The organism is Pseudomonas sp. GM33 (assembly GCF_000282295.1).
In the GTDB taxonomy this organism is placed as follows: Bacteria; Pseudomonadota; Gammaproteobacteria; order Pseudomonadales; family Pseudomonadaceae; genus Aquipseudomonas; species Aquipseudomonas laurylsulfatiphila.
The window spans coordinates 1-15967 of sequence record NZ_AKJO01000085.1; the positions used below are offsets into that span (position 1 = coordinate 1).

16 protein-coding genes are annotated in these 15967 nt (G+C 57.3%); 8 read left to right on the forward strand and 8 right to left on the reverse strand.

The genetic code is table 11. From position 1 onward, the window contains the following. Positions 1-17 precede the first annotated feature (17 nt). The 5 genes from PMI26_RS15185 to PMI26_RS15165 are packed head-to-tail and all read right to left on the reverse strand — an operon-like array spanning position 18 to position 3599. On the reverse strand, positions 18-497 hold the full coding sequence (locus tag PMI26_RS15185) for an Lrp/AsnC family transcriptional regulator (RefSeq protein WP_007974731.1): 480 nt from the start codon (positions 495-497) through the stop codon (positions 18-20). A 12-nt stretch (positions 498-509) separates the two neighbouring features. Continuing rightward, positions 510-1271: an ABC transporter ATP-binding protein gene (locus tag PMI26_RS15180; RefSeq protein ID WP_007974732.1), complete on the reverse strand. Its 762-nt coding sequence runs from the start codon at positions 1269-1271 to the stop codon at positions 510-512. A 56-nt stretch (positions 1272-1327) separates the two neighbouring features. Continuing rightward, on the reverse strand, positions 1328-2038 hold the full coding sequence (locus tag PMI26_RS15175) for an ABC transporter permease (RefSeq protein WP_007974733.1): 711 nt from the start codon (positions 2036-2038) through the stop codon (positions 1328-1330). After that, the gene (locus PMI26_RS15170) at positions 2035-2760 is read right to left on the reverse strand and encodes an ABC transporter permease (RefSeq protein ID WP_007974734.1); all 726 of its coding nucleotides are present in this window, start codon (positions 2758-2760) and stop codon (positions 2035-2037) included. Before PMI26_RS15170 ends, PMI26_RS15175 begins: the two co-directional genes overlap by 4 nt. A gap of 59 nt (positions 2761-2819) precedes the next feature. Beyond that, entirely contained in the window at positions 2820-3599 is a 780-nt protein-coding gene (locus PMI26_RS15165; protein WP_033047868.1) for a transporter substrate-binding domain-containing protein, read from the reverse strand. A 576-nt stretch (positions 3600-4175) separates the two neighbouring features. On the opposite strand from PMI26_RS15165, the gene PMI26_RS15160 reads away from it, so the two are divergent. Together PMI26_RS15160 and alr are read left to right on the forward strand one after the other, a co-directional pair. Next, positions 4176-5222 (forward strand): ornithine cyclodeaminase, encoded by a 1047-nt coding sequence (locus PMI26_RS15160; RefSeq protein WP_007974737.1) that lies wholly within the window; start codon positions 4176-4178, stop codon positions 5220-5222. 249 nt (positions 5223-5471) lie between these two features. After that, positions 5472-6710 (forward strand): alanine racemase, encoded by a 1239-nt coding sequence (alr, locus tag PMI26_RS15155; protein WP_007974739.1) that lies wholly within the window; start codon positions 5472-5474, stop codon positions 6708-6710. Between the two features lie 119 nt (positions 6711-6829). Here alr and PMI26_RS15150 read toward each other — a convergent pair whose 3' ends face one another. Then, positions 6830-7330, reverse strand: coding sequence for an Lrp/AsnC family transcriptional regulator (locus tag PMI26_RS15150; RefSeq protein ID WP_007974741.1), 501 nt, complete (start codon positions 7328-7330; stop codon positions 6830-6832). Positions 7331-7449: 119 nt separating this feature from the next. Between PMI26_RS15150 and PMI26_RS15145 the strand changes: the two genes are divergently transcribed. The 5 genes from PMI26_RS15145 (at position 7450) to PMI26_RS15130 (ending at position 12919) form a co-directional block, all read left to right on the forward strand. Next, a complete protein-coding gene (locus tag PMI26_RS15145; protein ID WP_007974744.1) occupies positions 7450-8484 on the forward strand; it encodes a histone deacetylase family protein in 1035 nt (344 codons plus the stop codon). 50 nt (positions 8485-8534) lie between these two features. Beyond that, the gene (locus PMI26_RS15140; protein WP_007974747.1) at positions 8535-9590 is read left to right on the forward strand and encodes an ornithine cyclodeaminase; all 1056 of its coding nucleotides are present in this window, start codon (positions 8535-8537) and stop codon (positions 9588-9590) included. 164 nt (positions 9591-9754) lie between these two features. Further along, complete coding sequence (locus PMI26_RS15135; RefSeq protein WP_007974749.1) at positions 9755-11170, forward strand: amino acid permease; 1416 nt, start codon at positions 9755-9757, stop codon at positions 11168-11170. A gap of 415 nt (positions 11171-11585) precedes the next feature. After that, a complete protein-coding gene (locus PMI26_RS31410; RefSeq protein ID WP_081500972.1) occupies positions 11586-11888 on the forward strand; it encodes a hypothetical protein in 303 nt (100 codons plus the stop codon). A 122-nt stretch (positions 11889-12010) separates the two neighbouring features. After that, a complete protein-coding gene (locus tag PMI26_RS15130) occupies positions 12011-12919 on the forward strand; it encodes an AraC family transcriptional regulator (protein WP_007974751.1) in 909 nt (302 codons plus the stop codon). A gap of 179 nt (positions 12920-13098) precedes the next feature. Here PMI26_RS15130 and PMI26_RS15125 read toward each other — a convergent pair whose 3' ends face one another. Then, positions 13099-14025: a LysR family transcriptional regulator gene (locus PMI26_RS15125; protein ID WP_007974752.1), complete on the reverse strand. Its 927-nt coding sequence runs from the start codon at positions 14023-14025 to the stop codon at positions 13099-13101. Next, on the reverse strand, positions 14022-14996 hold the full coding sequence (locus tag PMI26_RS15120) for a quinone oxidoreductase family protein (protein WP_007974754.1): 975 nt from the start codon (positions 14994-14996) through the stop codon (positions 14022-14024). The genes PMI26_RS15125 and PMI26_RS15120 overlap by 4 nt, the downstream gene beginning before the upstream one ends. 398 nt (positions 14997-15394) lie before the next feature. Between PMI26_RS15120 and PMI26_RS15115 the strand changes: the two genes are divergently transcribed. Then, positions 15395-15871 carry a hemerythrin domain-containing protein gene (locus PMI26_RS15115; protein WP_007974756.1) on the forward strand — a complete coding sequence of 159 codons (477 nt, stop codon included), beginning with the start codon at positions 15395-15397 and terminating at the stop codon, positions 15869-15871. Positions 15872-15967: the final 96 nt, after the last annotated feature.

Consider the following 15967-nt stretch of genomic DNA (forward strand, 5'->3'; position numbering starts at 1 on the left):
GCTGCGATCTTTTGATCTTATTCCATGGTGGTCTTGACCATCGCCAGCTCTGGGTGGCTGACCAGTTTATCGATGTGCAAATCCGGGTCGTCGAACCAGACTTCGGTCAACACCCGGTAATGCTCCATGTCACGGCAGCGCATGCGCAGGCTGTAGTCGAACGCGCCGCTGATCAGGCGACATTCCAGCACCTGCGGGCAGGCGCGGACTTTGGCTTCGAAGGCCTTTTGCGCCGCGCGTCCGCTCTGGTTCGACAACGCCACCAGCACCAGCAATGACAAGCCCGGCGTCAGTTTCTTCTCATCGAGAATCGCACCATAGCCGCGAATGACCCCAAGCTGTTCCAGCTTGCGCACTCGTTCCAGACACGGCCTGGGGGTCAGGTGCACGCGCTCGGACAGCTTTTGATAGGTGATGCGCCCTTCGTGGCGCAACACTTCAATGATTGCCTGATCGATACGATCAAGCACGATCGACAGATCGCGGATATCCGCCATGTACGCCTTGCCTCACTTCAAACGACCCGATAGAAATTGCTGCAAACGTTCACTTTTCGGCCGGTCGAGTATCGTAGCATCACCCTGCTCCTCGACCCGCCCCTGATGCAAGAACAACACCTGGCTCGATACCTGCCGGGCAAAGCCCATTTCGTGGGTCACCATCAACATGGTCCGGCCCTCTTCGGCCAGCGCCTGAATCACCTTCAGCACTTCACCCACCAGTTCCGGATCGAGCGCTGAAGTGGGCTCGTCGAACAACAGGATTTCCGGTTCCACCGCCAGGGCCCGGGCGATCGCCACCCGTTGTTGCTGCCCGCCCGACAGAAACGCCGGGTACTGATCGGCCACCCGTTGCGGCAAGCCGACTTTGTCCAGATACGCCCGAGCGCTCTCCTCCGCGGCCTTGCGACTCATGCCCAGGACGCGACACGGCGCCAGCACGATGTTCTCCAGCACGGTCAGGTGACTCCACAGGTTGAAATGCTGGAACACCATCGCCAGTCGCGTGCGCAAACGCTGCAACTGCTTGGGGTTGGCGACACGCATGCCACCGACACCCTGGCGGGTGAGGACTCGCTCGCCATCCAGGGCAATGGCGCCTTCGTCCGCCCGTTCCAGAAAGTTGATGCAGCGCAGCATGGTGCTTTTTCCCGAACCGCTGGCGCCGATCATGCTCACCACGTCCCCTGCCCTCGCGTTCAACGAGACGCCCTTGAGTACTTCGTTGTCACCAAAACGTTTATACAGATTTTCAACGGTGAGTTTGTACATGCGAATACTCCTGCAGCGGCACACCTGTCGGCGCCGCTCTGGATAAAGAATGGAAGTCAGTGCGCCGGACCGAGGAAGCTCAGCCAGCGCTTCTCCGCCAGGCGGAACGCGCCGACCAGCCCGAACGACAGCACGAGGTACAGCAGGCCGGCGATACCAAAAGCCTGAAAGGTCATGAATGTCGCGGCGTTGGCGTCCCGGGCGATTTTCAGGATGTCCGGGATCGTTGCGGTGAACGCCACCGAAGTCGCGTGCAACATCAGGATCACTTCATTGCTGTAGTACGGCAGCGCGCGGCGCAGCGCCGAAGGCAGGATCAGTTGCAGATACAGGCGCCAGCCACTGAGACCATAGGCCTGCGCCGCTTCGATTTCACCGTAGGGAATGCTGCGGATCGCTCCGGCGAAAATTTCCACGGTGTAGGCGCAGGTGTTGAGGGTGAACGCCAGCAAGGTGCAATTCATCGCATCGCGAAAAAACGCTTCCAGCAATGGCTGTGAACGAACCACGGCAATGCCGTAGATGCCGCTGTAGCAAATCAACAACTGGATATACAACGGCGTGCCGCGAAAAATGTAGGTAAACAGCTGAACCGGCCAACGCAAGACGCCCCAGCGCGAGACGCGCAAGATCGCCAGGGGCAACGACAGGAAAAAGCCCATGGCAATGCTCGCCACCAGCAGCCACAGGGTCATGGCCAACCCGGTGAGGGTTTCGCCGTCGCTGAACAGAAAGGGTTTCCAGTATTCGGCAATCAACTCGATCATCGCGCCATCCCCCGTACACCCTGGTTGTAGCGCCGTTCCAGCACGCGCAAGACATAGTTCGAAGCGCTGGTGATCAGCAGGTAAAGCGCGGCGGCCAACAGCAGGAAATCAAGCATGTTGAAGGTGCTTTTGCCGGCCTCCTGCGCGACTTTGACCAGGTCCGACAAACCGATGATCGACACCAGCGCCGTGGCCTTGAGCAGCACCAGCCAGTTGTTGCCAAGGCTCGGCAAGGCGAAACGCATCATTTGCGGGAACACCACGAAACGAAAACGCTGCCAACGGCTCAGGCCAAAGCACGCGGCGGCTTCCTGCTGGCCGCGCGGCACACTGAGAATCGCCCCGCGAAAGGTCTCGGTGAAATACGCACCGTAGATAAAACCCAGGGTGATGATGCCGGCCACGAATGGATCGATTTCCATGTAGGGCCAGCCCATGGCCTCGGTCAGGGCGCTGAGCCAGCCTTGCAGGCTGTAGAAGATCAGCAGCATCAACACCAGGTCGGGCACGCCACGGATCAGTGTCGTGTAAAAAGTCGCCGGCAGATTCAACAGCTTCAGCGGCGACAGCTTGGCCGCCGCGCCGAGCAGTCCCAGCGCCATGCTCACCACAAGTGCGAGCGCCGACAGTTTGAGGGTGACCCAGGTGCCGTGCAGCAACAAAGGGCCATAGCCTTGCAGGGCCGAAAGATCGACCCCGATCAGATTCAGGAAGGAGTTCACGCCAGTCACCTGTCTTGAGGCGCCCCGGTCGCTGCAACACAGCGACCGGGGCGCAGGGATCAGTTGTTGTAGAGGTCCAGGTCACCGAAGTGTTTCTGCTGGATCTGCGCGTAGATGCCCTTGTCGTGCAGGGCCTTGATGGCGGCATTGAGCATGCCCTTGAGCTCTTCGTTGTCCTTGCGCACACCAATGGCGATTTCCGACGGCACCAACGGGTCGCTGATGCCTTCACTGTTTTGGAAGTCCGCCCCTTGTGGCGAGGTCAGGAAACTCATCTGCGCTTGCAGCTTGTCCTGGATCGACGCATCGAGACGGCCAAATACCAGGTCGGCATAGACCTGATCCTGATTCTGATAGGCCCGCAGTTTCACCCCGCCCGGCGCCAGTTTGGCCTTGGCGTAGGTTTCCTGAATCGTGCCCTGCATGTAACCGATGGTTTTGCCGCGCAGCGACTCCGCGGTCGGCAGCAGACCGGAATCCTTGCGGGTAACGATGGCGGTCGGTCCGGCGTACAGGCGATCGGTAAAGTCGATCTGTTTTCTGCGCGCGTCGGTCACGGTCATCGAAGATTCGATGGCATCGAACTTGCCGGCCTTGAGCCCCGGAATCAGCCCGTCGAAATCATTGCTGACCCACACGCAGGTGAGCTTCAGCTCGGCACAGATTGCATTGCCCAGATCCACGCCAAAACCCTGTACACCGCCATCGGCCGTGGTGGATTCAAAGGGTGGGTAGCTTGGGTTGACGCCAAATCGCAGCTCCTTCCATTCCTTGGCACTGGCGCCCGTGGTGCAGCACAGCAACGCGAGTGCCGGCAAAGTCAGCCATTTGATGTTCATGTTCTTGAGTCCCGGATTATTTGGATTTATCGCGATCCGGCGCCTGCGTCGGACCACACTTTTTGACAGGGGCAGAGAGTCTTTGCGGTCTTCACCGCAGCCGTTTTTGTTGTTGTTATCGACTGCAAGCAGCCAGTCGTCGCAGTTGCACGCCATCTCAAGCGGCGAACGACAAGTGCTTGAAACGGACCGCCAGAATGCCAATTGCCGGGAGTGTGCTGGTGTCGTAACCCCCTGTTCAAACAGCGTGCCTGTGCTGAACGAAGGGGTTTCACAGCCGATTCTGTCGTCTGCTGCAAGTGGCTGTTTCTCCGCTTGATGGGCGCGCTACAACCAATGCGATTGCCGTTGAGGCTGACTGATCCGCATAAGGATGAGCAGTAGCGGGTGCCTGGCCGATTCCGCTGTGCACGCTCTGTTTTTCGACTTCTCTGGCTGTATCCAGGGTCGGTATTGGCCGAAATCTTCTCGCCATTGCCTCGACAATAAGTGCGTTGCAACCAAACGGACCACCTCATCGCGAACGCGACAGGTCGTCCGGACCGGCACACTAAAAGACGCGCAAAGGAACCCCATATGACCCGTTACATTGACGTAAATGATCTGAGCCTCCTCGTCCGGGAAAAAGGCTTACCCAAATGCCTGATCGAAATGGCCGAATACATCCGTCAAGACTACGTACGCTGGCCGGATTTCGAAAAATGCGCGCGCCTGGCGAACCATTCACCCGAGGGCGTCATCGAGCTGATGCCCGTGTCTGATGCGGCGCTCTATGCCTTCAAGTATGTCAATGGACATCCGAAGAACACCCACAACGGCATGCTGACGGTCATGGCGTTCGGGGCACTGGGAGACGTTGATACCGGCAAGCCTGTGTTACTGAGTGAAATGACGCTGACGACCGCCATTCGCACCGCTGCCACCTCTGCGCTAGCGGCCCGCTACCTCGCCCGACCGGACAGTCGCCGAATGGCGCTGATCGGCAACGGCTCACAGAGCGAATTCCAGGCCCTGGCATTCCATACATTGCTCGGCATTACTGAAATCAGTCTCTACGACATCGATCCAGCGGCGACAGCGAAACTGGTCGCCAACCTGCGGGCCTACCCTGCCATACAGGTGACCGTTGCCAAAACCGTCGCGCAAGCGGTGCGTGGTGCCGACATCGTCACCACGGTCACGGCCGACAAGGCCTACGCAACCATTTTAACGCCAGAGATGATCGAGCCCGGGATGCACCTCAACGCCGTGGGCGGCGATTGCCCCGGCAAGACTGAACTGCACAGGGACATCGTGGAACGTGCGCGAGTCATGGTTGAGTACGAACCGCAAAGCCGAATTGAAGGAGAAATTCAGCAGATGCCCGCCGACTCTCCGGTTATCGAGTTCTGGAAAGTTGTCACTGGTCAGACCCCGGGTCGCCAGCATGCCGAGCAAGTCACCTTGTTCGACTCGGTCGGCTTCGCCATCGAGGATTACTCCGCCTTGCGCTATGTGCTGGATGTTGCAAAAACGCTCAACATTGGCAGCGATATTCAGCTGGTACCAGAGTTGCAGGATCCGAAGAACCTGTTTTCGCTGCTACAGCCTTCAGCAACTAACGATGTAAGGCTACGGGCTTAATACAGTACGACGCTTCAAAGCATTCACCTGGCGGCCCCTTAGGCTGCCAGGCGCAACCCTGAACAATCCCTCGGTCGTTTCAGCCTCTTCTACAGCGTCATCCGCTGCGCAAGCCGCCCGGTTCCACATAAACAAACGAGGCCTTTGCATAAGAATTCCATGGCTGTTCGCCCCATGCCTGATGGACCTGGCTGATGTCAGCTTCACGCCAGCACGGGGCCTTTCCTCATCCACTATGGAAGACTCGATATGCCACGTTTCATGCTCAGCACGCTGACGCTCGCCCTGGCCTTGACGGCAATGATGCCGGTGGTCAATGCCGCCCCTTTACTCGATCCAACACCTGAACATCCTCGCGCCGACAATCAATCTGGTCAGGCCAATACCTGGCTGGAGATTGATCAGGCCGCCTTCGAAGCAAACATCACCAGGCTTCAGCAACGGCTGGCGGGTAAAAGCCAGATGTGTGCCGTGATGAAAGCCGACGCTTATGGAAATGGCATTGGTCTACTGATCCCTTCCGCCATCCGGATGGGAATCACCTGTGTCGGCGTGGCGAGTAATGAGGAGGCGCGTGTTGCACGGGAAAAAGGCTTCAAGGGGCGCCTGATGCGTTTGCGCAGCGCTACTGTTGAAGAAGTCGAAAATGCACTGCGCTACAACATCGAAGAACTGGTCGGCAACCTGGAGGTTGCACGTCAGCTCAATGAACTGGCCACCCGAAAAGGAGTGAAGCTGCCGGTTCACCTGGCGCTGAATTCGGCCGGCATGAGCCGTAACGGTCTTGAAATGAGCACTGCTGAAGGGCAACAACAGGCGGTGGATCTGACCCGGCTGGATCACCTGAACATCGTCGCAATCATGACCCACTTCCCGGTCGAAGAACGAGAAGATGTGCTTCAAGGACTCGCCAAATTCAAGGAGCAGTCCGGCTGGCTGATCGAACACGCCAAACTGGACCGCAGTCGGATCACCCTGCACTGCGCCAATACCTTCACCACCCTTGAGGTGCCGGAAGGCTGGCTGGACATGGTTCGTCCAGGGGCTGCGCTCTATGGCTACCCAGTGGGTGGGCATAATGAATTTCAACGGGTGATGCAGTTCAAATCGCGGGTCGCGGCGGTCAACGCCTACCCGGCGGGCAGTACGATCAGCTACGACCGCACCTTTACCCTGAGCAAAGACTCGTTGATCGCCAACATCCCGGCCGGCTACTCCGACGGGTATCGACGAGCATTCTCCAACAAGGCTTCAGTGCTGATCCGCGGCCAACGCGCGCCGGTGATCGGCAAGGTCACCATGAACACCCTGATGGTTGACGTCAGTGGCATCAAGGGCGTGCAGGCGGGAGACGAAGTCGTGCTGTACGGCAAGCAAGGTGATGAAGAGATTACCCAAACAGAACTTGAGGCCATCAACGGCGCGTTGTTGGCCGACTTGTACACGATTTGGGGCAACTCTAATCCGAAAGTCTTGAGGTCCAGATAAGGGAGAAGAAAGAAGGTGCGCAGGCACCTTCCATACACAGTCGCCACATGGATTGGACCAGTAGAATTGCGAGGTCCATTTTTGCCCAAACGCTGAATAGTCGTTCTGCCCCTGTCCTCTCAATCCTTGCTCAACTTGGGAATCGCAATTCGACTACTGGTCTTGACCTCGCGCAAAGCCAGGCTGGACTGAATTGACGCAATTCCCACCTGACGCCTCAGCACCTGCTCGATAAAGTCACTGTAGCTATCAAGATCCTCTGCCAGCACTTGCAGCACGTAATCGGAATCACCGGTGATCTTGTGACAGGACAGCACTTCGGGCAGTTGCGCGATCACGGCTTCGAAGGCGTCCGGAGCGTGATCGGCGTGGGTGGAAAAACGGATGTGCACGAACGCCATGATGTCCAGTCCCAGCATGCGTCGATCGAGGTTGGCCTGATAGCCCTTGATGACACCCGCTTCCTCCATTCTTTTACGCCGTCGCCAGCAAGGTGTCAGGCTCAACGACAAGCGCTCGCTGAGCTCGGCGTTGGAAATGCTCGCATCTTCCTGCAACAACGTGAGTATCGCCAGGTCGGTCTCGTCGAGACTGATGCGTTTGGATGATTTTTTCTGCATTACGCCATTCCTGAGTAAAAACGCCCGAATAATCTGCAGAACCGAGAAAACAAAGCAAAGAAATCGCACCCCGGCCAGAACAGAATATTTGCACTGGTTAACAATAACGGATGCGCAGAATGTTTACAGTTTTCAGTGATTCTCACCGCCTGCACCACGGCACCGAATTGAAAGATGGCGTGCTCAAGCCGTCCTTCGAACAGCCCAGCCGAGCCGACACCGTCCATAGTCGAGTCAAGCAGGTCGGCCTTGGCCAGATCGTCGAACCGCGTGTGTTTGACCGCTCGTGTTACGTCAACGCACACAGCGAGCGCTACGTCAGCTTTCTGGAAAGCGCCTGGACAGAATGGTGTGCCACCGGACGTACTCATGATGCCCTGCCACTGGTATGGCCGGTGCGGGATCTGGCCAGCGAACAAGTGCCGACCTTCATCGACGGCAAGCTCGGTTTCTATGCCATGGACGCCGGTTCGCCCATTACCGCCACGACCTGGCAAGCGGTCAAAACCAGTGCCGATATCGCCCTCACCGGCCTCGCGCTGATCGATGAAGGCCACGACAGTGCTTTCGCCCTGTGCCGCCCGCCCGGCCATCACGCAGCGCGTGAGTACATGGGTGGCTACTGCTATCTGAACAACGCCGCCATTGCCGCACAGCAGGCCATTACCCAGGGCGCCCGGCGTGTAGCGGTACTGGACGTCGATTTTCATCACGGCAACGGCACGCAGAACATTTTCTACGGGCGCAGCGACGTCATGTTTGTCTCGCTGCACGGCGAACCTGCGGTGTCCTATCCGTACTACTCGGGCTACAGCCACGAAGTCGGCGCGGGGCACGGCGAAGGTTACAACCTGAACTATCCGCTGCCGAAGAACACCACCTGGGAAAGCTACCGCAACGCCCTGCTCCACGCCTGCAGGAAGCTCCAGCAGTTCGCCCCTGAAGTGCTGGTCATTTCACTGGGCGTCGACACGTTCAAGGACGACCCCATCAGCCACTTCCTGCTGGAAAGCGAAGACTTCATCGGCATCGGCGAGCTGATAGCGGGTGTGGGCTGCCCGACCCTGTTCGTGATGGAGGGCGGCTACATGGTCGATGAAATCGGCATCAATGCGGTCAACGTGCTGCATGGTTACGAGAGCAAGCGCGCCTGAGTCATCCCCTGCCCCACAACGTTGCCATTACTGAATCGGAGAATAACAACATGACTCTTTTTATAGACGTCGATCATGCCGCACGCTTGTTCGCCAGCGTGGGAATCCGTCGGGCAATCCGCGAGATGGCCGTCTACATCGAAGCTGACTATTCACGCTGGGCGCAGTTTGACAAGTCGCCGCGCACCGCCAATCACTCGGCCGACGGTGTGATCGAGTTGATGCCGACCGATGATGGCCAACAGTACTCGTTCAAATACGTCAATGGTCACCCGGACAACGGTCAAAGCAACTTGCTCACGGTCATGGCCTTCGGTGTCCTGGCCGATGTCCACAGTGGCTATCCAACCTTGCTCAGTGAACTGACGCTGACCACAGCAGTGCGCACCGCCGCTACCTCTGCCCTGGTCGCGAAGTCCCTGGCGCGCCCGGATGCAAGCATCATGGCAATCATCGGCAATGGCGCCCAGAGCGAATTTCAGGCCCTCGCCTTCCATGAAATGCTGTCCATCAAGGAACTGCGCATATTCGATATCGACCGTGACGCCTCGCTCAAGTTGAAACACAACCTGTCCGCATTCCCGGATATCGAGGTGATCCTGGCCAGTTCGGTGCAGGAAGCGGTCAAGGGCGCGCATATCGTCACCACCGTCACCGCAGACAAAGCCTACGCAACGATCCTGACGCCCGAGATGATCGAGCCCGGCATGCATATCAATGCCGTCGGCGGTGACTGCCCGGGGAAAACCGAACTGCACGCCGACATCCTGCGCAATGCCCGGGTCATCGTTGAGTTTGAACCTCAGACCCGGATTGAAGGCGATATTCAACAACTGGAGGCCGACTTTCCCGTCGTCGAGTTCTTCCGGATTGTTCTGGGCGAAGTACCGGGGCGCGAGAGCGACGCACAGGTCACCGTTTTCGATTCGGTGGGTTTTGCCCTGGAAGACTTTTCGTCACTGCGCTACGTGCACGACCTGGCGCGCGAGCATGCCATCGGCGAGCGCATCCACCTCGTGCCGACACCGTCCAACATAAAAAATCTCTACCAGTTGCTCGATCAGTCGCCGGCCATCGCACCTTCGCGGCTGCGCACAGTCCGCTGATAACCCAAAGGGGGTGCCCCTGTGCAAGTAGCCCGGAGGCTCGCCCCCTGCCCACCCTGCCACCCGCAAACCAGCACCGTCACTAGCCGTTGCATCCCAAACAAGAACCCTCGACACCCACTTTTCTGCCAAAACTCAAAAACATAAAATCAAGAGGTTTTGTAATGAAATCGATTCCGTCCGGGCTGCCTGAACAGCCCGCGCTGCAGCGCACCCTCAGCAACCGTCACATTCAGTTAATGGCCATGGGAGGCGCCATCGGGACAGGCCTGTTCATGGGCTCCGGGAAGATCATCGCCCTCTCCGGCACGTCGATCATCCTCATCTACATGATCATCGGCCTGTTCGTTTACTTCGTCATGCGCGCCATGGGCGAACTGTTGCTCTCCAACTTGAACTTCAAAAGCTTCGCGGACTTTGCCGGTGCCTACCTTGGTCCGCGAGCGGCGTTCTTCCTCGGCTGGTCATACTGGCTGAGCTGGAGCGTCGCGGTGGTGGGCGACGCCGTCGTGGTCGGCGGATTCTTTCAGTACTGGTTCCCCGATGTACCCGCCTGGATACCGGCCATCGGCATGCTACTGACGCTGTTCACCTTGAACGTGCTGACCGTCAGGCTTTTCGGTGAAGTGGAGTTCTGGTTCGCGATCATCAAGATTATTGCTGTCGTCACCCTGATCGGCGTCAGCATGGTGATGATTGCCAGTTCCTTTGTCTCACCCAATGGCGTCACTGCATCCCTGAACCACCTGCTGGATAAACAGGCAGCCTTCCCCAACGGCCTGTTAGGTTTCTTCGCCGGTTTCCAGATGGCAATCTTCTCATTTGCCGGCACCGAGCTGATCGGCACTGCCGCCGCCGAAACCCGTTCCCCCGAGAAGACCCTGCCTAAAGCCATCAACTCGATTCCGCTGAGAATCATCCTGTTTTATGTACTGGCGCTGGCCTGCATCATTGCAGTGACTTCCTGGCAACAGGTTTCGCCCAACAAGAGCCCCTTCGTCGAACTGTTTCTGGTTGCAGGGTTTCCCGCGGCAGCAGGTATCGTCAACTTTGTGGTGCTGACGTCTGCGGCCTCATCGGCCAACAGTGGCGTGTTTTCATCCAGCCGCATGCTGTTCGGGCTGGCCAGTCACGACAATGCGCCTGGGATTTTTCGACGGTTGTCGGGCAATAGCGTGCCGCTGCTGAGCCTGGCGTTCACCACACTGTTGATGCTGGTGGGTGTGCTGTTGCTGTTCATCGTTCCGCAAGTCATGACCGCGTTTACGATCGTCTCTACCGTGTCGGCGATCCTGGTGATTTTCACCTGGTCAACCATCCTTGCATCGTACATTGCCTATCGCAAAAGCCGTCCCGACTTGCATGCGCAATCGACCTACAAGATGCCTGGCGGCGTACCGATGGCCTGGTTCTCCCTGGCGTTCCTGGGCTTTGTTCTTTGCCTGCTGGCACTCAGACCTGACACCCGTATCGCTTTAATGGTCATGCCCGGGTGGTTCATCTGGTTGGCAATTGCCTACCGTTTGACCCATTCCAGGAAGCGCAAACTGTCTGCTGGTTCGGCAAGTCAATACAGTTGATGTTCAGCAGGCGCTGACGTGCCAGTGCAATGAAACGCTTTTGACCCAGGTGGCATTGGTGGAGCACCTGCAGTCAGAGAAATGCAAGCGCAGGCCGTCAAGTAACACTGACGGCCTGCTCTGCGGGAGCTTTAGGCAAGTCGTGCCTGCTCTCCGACGTCACAGCTCAAAATGATGTGAATCGCGCACCAGGTAATTGGCTGCTACGAAGACATGTACAACTAAAAAATTAGTTGCTCCGGTATCACGGTGCAGGATTGTGCAAAAAGCTCACAGGAACCGAATAACGTAAAAAACAGCGGCACCGTAGTCTGGACACAGGCAGAGAGAACACCTCGCCTGCAACCGGAACTCAGTGCAAAAACGTTGCCCTGACCTACCGGTACCAGACACTCAAATTACCGGAGTCATTGCCATGAAAACCTCAAAAAAAATCTTCGCTTTCGCGACCCTCACAGCGCTTAGCCTGAGCGTATTTGCGCTGGAAAGCACGACCGCCAGGCCGCCACTGAACGAAGCTCAACAATGCAAAGAGGCAATGCGACCCTTCGTTGCTCAGGATGGTTCTGATCGCACTCCAGGAATGCGCGTTGCCGAAGGCGGCTCGGATCGCACCCCTGGGATGCGTGTTGCTGAAGGCGGAGCTGATCGCACTCCAGGAATGCGTGTTGCTGAAGGCGGATCCGACCGCACACCAGGAATGCAACAAGTTGGCTAACTCAGAATCAAAACCGTCAAAAAGCCCGGCAATAGCTGGGCTTTTTGATATTTAATAAAGCTGTACTGCCGGAAAAACGCCCCGACTCTCGCCACGTGTGATCAACTCTTGAGGAGGTTCCCTTGATCCAGTCCGATGCCGAAATTACGCAACGTCGAACCGAGCTGGCGTCCATCATTCAGCGTTTTGCGCCCGAGTATGGTGTATTCGAGACGGCAGTGCCCCCGCTTCACTTCATCAGAAGTGATGCCCCTACAGATGCGATTCACACAATTCATAAACCAGGTCTGTGTATTGTCGTTCAAGGTCGTAAAGAGGTGCGACTGCATGATGAAGGCTACGTCTATGATCCGCTGAACTATCTCGTCGTTTCCGTGACGCTGCCTTTAGCGGGGCAAGTGATTCAAGCTTCTCCCGAGGAGCCATACCTATGCATCCGCCTGGATATTGATCCCTGCGAAATTACGCAGCTGATCGCCGACGCAAGTCCGATCGGCGTACCCAGTGGTGCGCAAAACCGAGGCCTTTTCCTCGACAAAATAGACACATCGTTACTCGATGCAATGCTCCGCCTCGTGAGACTGCTGGAAAGCCCGGAGGATATTCCCACCCTGGCGCCATTAGCCATTCGAGAAATATTCTATCGACTCTTGCGTGGCGAACAGGGCCAGAGGCTGCACGAGATTGCGATCGTCGACAGCCAGGCGCATCGCGTAACACGAGCAATTGAGTGGCTTAACGGAAACTACTCAAAACCCCTTCAAATCGATTCGCTAGCGAAACTCGTCAATCTGAGCACCTCGACGCTCCACCACAGGTTCAAATCCATAACGGCCATGAGCCCTCTGCAATATCAGAAGCAACTTCGTCTACACGAAGCGCGACGCCTCATGATCGCTGAAGGCCTTGACGTCGCAGCCGCTGGATTTCAAGTCGGATATGAAAGCCCATCGCAGTTCAGTCGCGAATATAGTCGTCAATTCGGCTCATCACCGACGCGAGATTTAGCAAAACTGCGGAGTTTTGCTTGATCGTTGGCGTGCAATCCACATGTTGCTGGCGCAGGCGTTGTTGAGTGCCGTTGCCAGCAAGCTGGGCGAGGCGTCCGTTTCAGCGTTGAAACATCGTGAAAGCCTGATCGACGAACTCAACGCTTCGCTGTAAGGCCGGGCCTGGAGGTCCGAGTACGATATGCACCGCTACAGCCGATTCAAATACCCCACGGCGGTGCAGGAACAAACCTTGATTCGATCCATTGTTTGAAGGCAACCACCACGGCCGTGGGGAATTTGGCCGATGGCCTGACCAGATAGACCCCACCGGCAGTGTCCAATTGCCAATCCGCAAGGACACGCAACAACCTTCCGGCCGCGATATCACGACTCATCAACCAGTCACCGGCCCCTAGTATTCCCGCATCAGCACGGGCGGCCGCCAGCAAGGATTCACTGTCATTGGCTGTCAGGTTGCCTTTCGGTGTAATCGTCTGAAGTTCGTTGCCGCGATGGAGTCGCCACTGCGGAAAAGACGCAAGGCCACTGAAGCGCAGGCAATTGTGCTTGATCAGATCCTGTGGCGTTTGGGGCATTCCGTGCTTTCGGATGTAAGCCGGCGAAGCGCAGAGAATCCGGCGATGGTCGCTCAGCTTTTTGGCGATCAATCGGCTGTCTTCCAACTCGCCGATCCGTATGGCAGCGTCAAAACCCTCATCAATGATGTCCACCAGACGCTCACTGTAATCTGCGAGGATCGAGACATGAGGATAAAGCTCGAGAAACTCCGGCAGCATCGGACCTAGCCAACGCCGTCCCATCGCTGCCGGTAATGCAAGGCGCAAAGTACCTCGAACTTCGCTGGCGCCCTTCGCCGCTTGCTGCTGCGCTTCATTCATCAGCTCGATGGCAGAGCGAAGGCGTTGCTCCAGTTGGGCACCGGCTTCAGTGATTCGCACCTGCCGGGTTGAGCGCTCCACGAGCCGAACGCCGAGGCGCTTTTCCATGGCGGCGAGTCGTTTCGAGACGACAGTCGGGTGTCGCTGTAATAGCCGACCCGCCCCGACAAACGAGCCTTGCGAGGCAACGGCCAGGAACGCAGCGATCTCGTCACTGGACTGACTGGTCAGAACATCAATATTCATGGCTTTAGAATGATCGCTCCCGATGAACGCCCCGACTCCAGGTCAGCATGTGCCAGCGCTGCGTCAGCCAGCGAGTAGCTTGCCCAGATCCGGGGCTTGATGATACCCGCACCTATGGCGGCCAACACATCCTGTGCGCGCTCCTGGTACTCAGAGGCACTCGCCGTATGGGCGGCCAACGAAGGACGTGTCAGGAACAGCGAGCCTTTGGCGTTGAGCGTGGACAGCTCCACGGCTGAAGGCGCCCCGGAGGAAGCGCCAAACGACACCATCAGCCCCCGTGGTCGCAGACAGTCCAGAGAAGCCTGGAAGGAAACGCGCCCTATGGGGTCATAGACAACGTCGACCTTTCTACCCTCGGTGAAACGAGCGACCTGCGATGCCAGGTTGTCAGCGTCAAACACCAGGACTTCATCGCAGCCCAACGCTTGAGCTTTTTCGACACTGGCCGGCTTTGATACGACGCCGATTACAGTCGCACCCAAGTGCTTGGCCCACGGCACCATGATTTCCCCCAGCCCACCCGCTACACCGTAGAGAAGTATGGTTGTGCCCTGCCCCACGGGATAGGTGGCCTTCAACAGGTACTGCGCAGTGATACCCTTGAACATGACGGCTGCAGCATCAGCAAACGACAATGCATCCGGAATCCTGACCAGCCGCTCAGCCGGAAAAAGCCGGGCCGAAGCATAGGAGCCAACAGGACCGGTGGCATAAGCGACGCGATCTCCAACTCGCACGTTGCTGACACCCGCACCCACAACGGCAACACGCCCAGCGCCCTCCAACCCCAGTCCGGATGGCAACGCAACGGACACCGCGCCCTTGCGTTGGGTCACGTCGAGGAAGTTGACCCCAATGGCTGCCTGCTCAAGCCAGACTTCGCCGGGTCCTGGCGATTGCTCGCTCAATGTCTCCAGGTTCAGTACTTCAGGATTGCCAAACTGGTTGAATCGAATCACAGAGACCATGGTCATTTCCCCTTCAATCGGAAGCTGCCTTCACACAAGTGCTGCCAGTGTGAGTACTGATCTCCTGACGAACAAGGTAGGTTGATTGCAGATCATTAATGCACAGGTTGCAGCAATAACGTCACAGATACTACGCGTTACTGCGAGGTGTCCGGTTTCATCAGACCGCTCTACCTTTTGCACCCGCCCCTACAGTGAATCACCTCTGCTATCTGCAATGCTCAAATCGCCCTTTCTTGCAGACTGCACGCCCCAGTGGAAGAACACGGATCGCAAGTCCTTGTTTACCGGCGTATTGGCTGGCCGATGCCCTTGGCACAGGAAATGCGATAGCTATCGGCACGCCTCAATGCCATACCCCGTTGAGGCTCAATTCCACGCTAGCTGAGGCAGCCAACATGAACGCGATTGACCTTCTGAAAGCCGATCATCAAACCGTGAAAGCCATTCTTGCTCAATTGAGCGAGTCGACTGATAAAGCGATCAAGAAACGCACTGACCTCTTGGACAAGCTGGAGATGGAGATTTCCATCCATACCAAACTGGAAGAAGAAATCCTCTATCCAGCCTTCAAGGCGGCAGGGACCAAGGAGCAGGACGTCATGTACTTCGAAGCGAAGGAAGAACATCGCACCGTCGACTCGCTGGTATTGCCGGATCTGAAGCAGACTGATCCGGGTACACCGGAATTTGCCGGGCGGGTGAAGGTCGTCAAAGAGCTGCTGGAGCACCACATTGAAGAGGAGGAAACCGAAATGTTTCCTCAGGCGAAAAAACTATTGGGAAAATCCAGGCTGGACGACCTCGGCGAGCAAATGGAAGCGATGAAAGCCAGTTGCAAAAAGCAATGGGCCGCAACCCATATGGCGGCCTGAGGCGTACCGGGTCGTAAAGTACGGTCTACAAAGAGATGGAGCGAACAATAAGCAACCTGTGGCGAGGGAGCTTGCTCCCGCTGGGGCGCGAAGCGG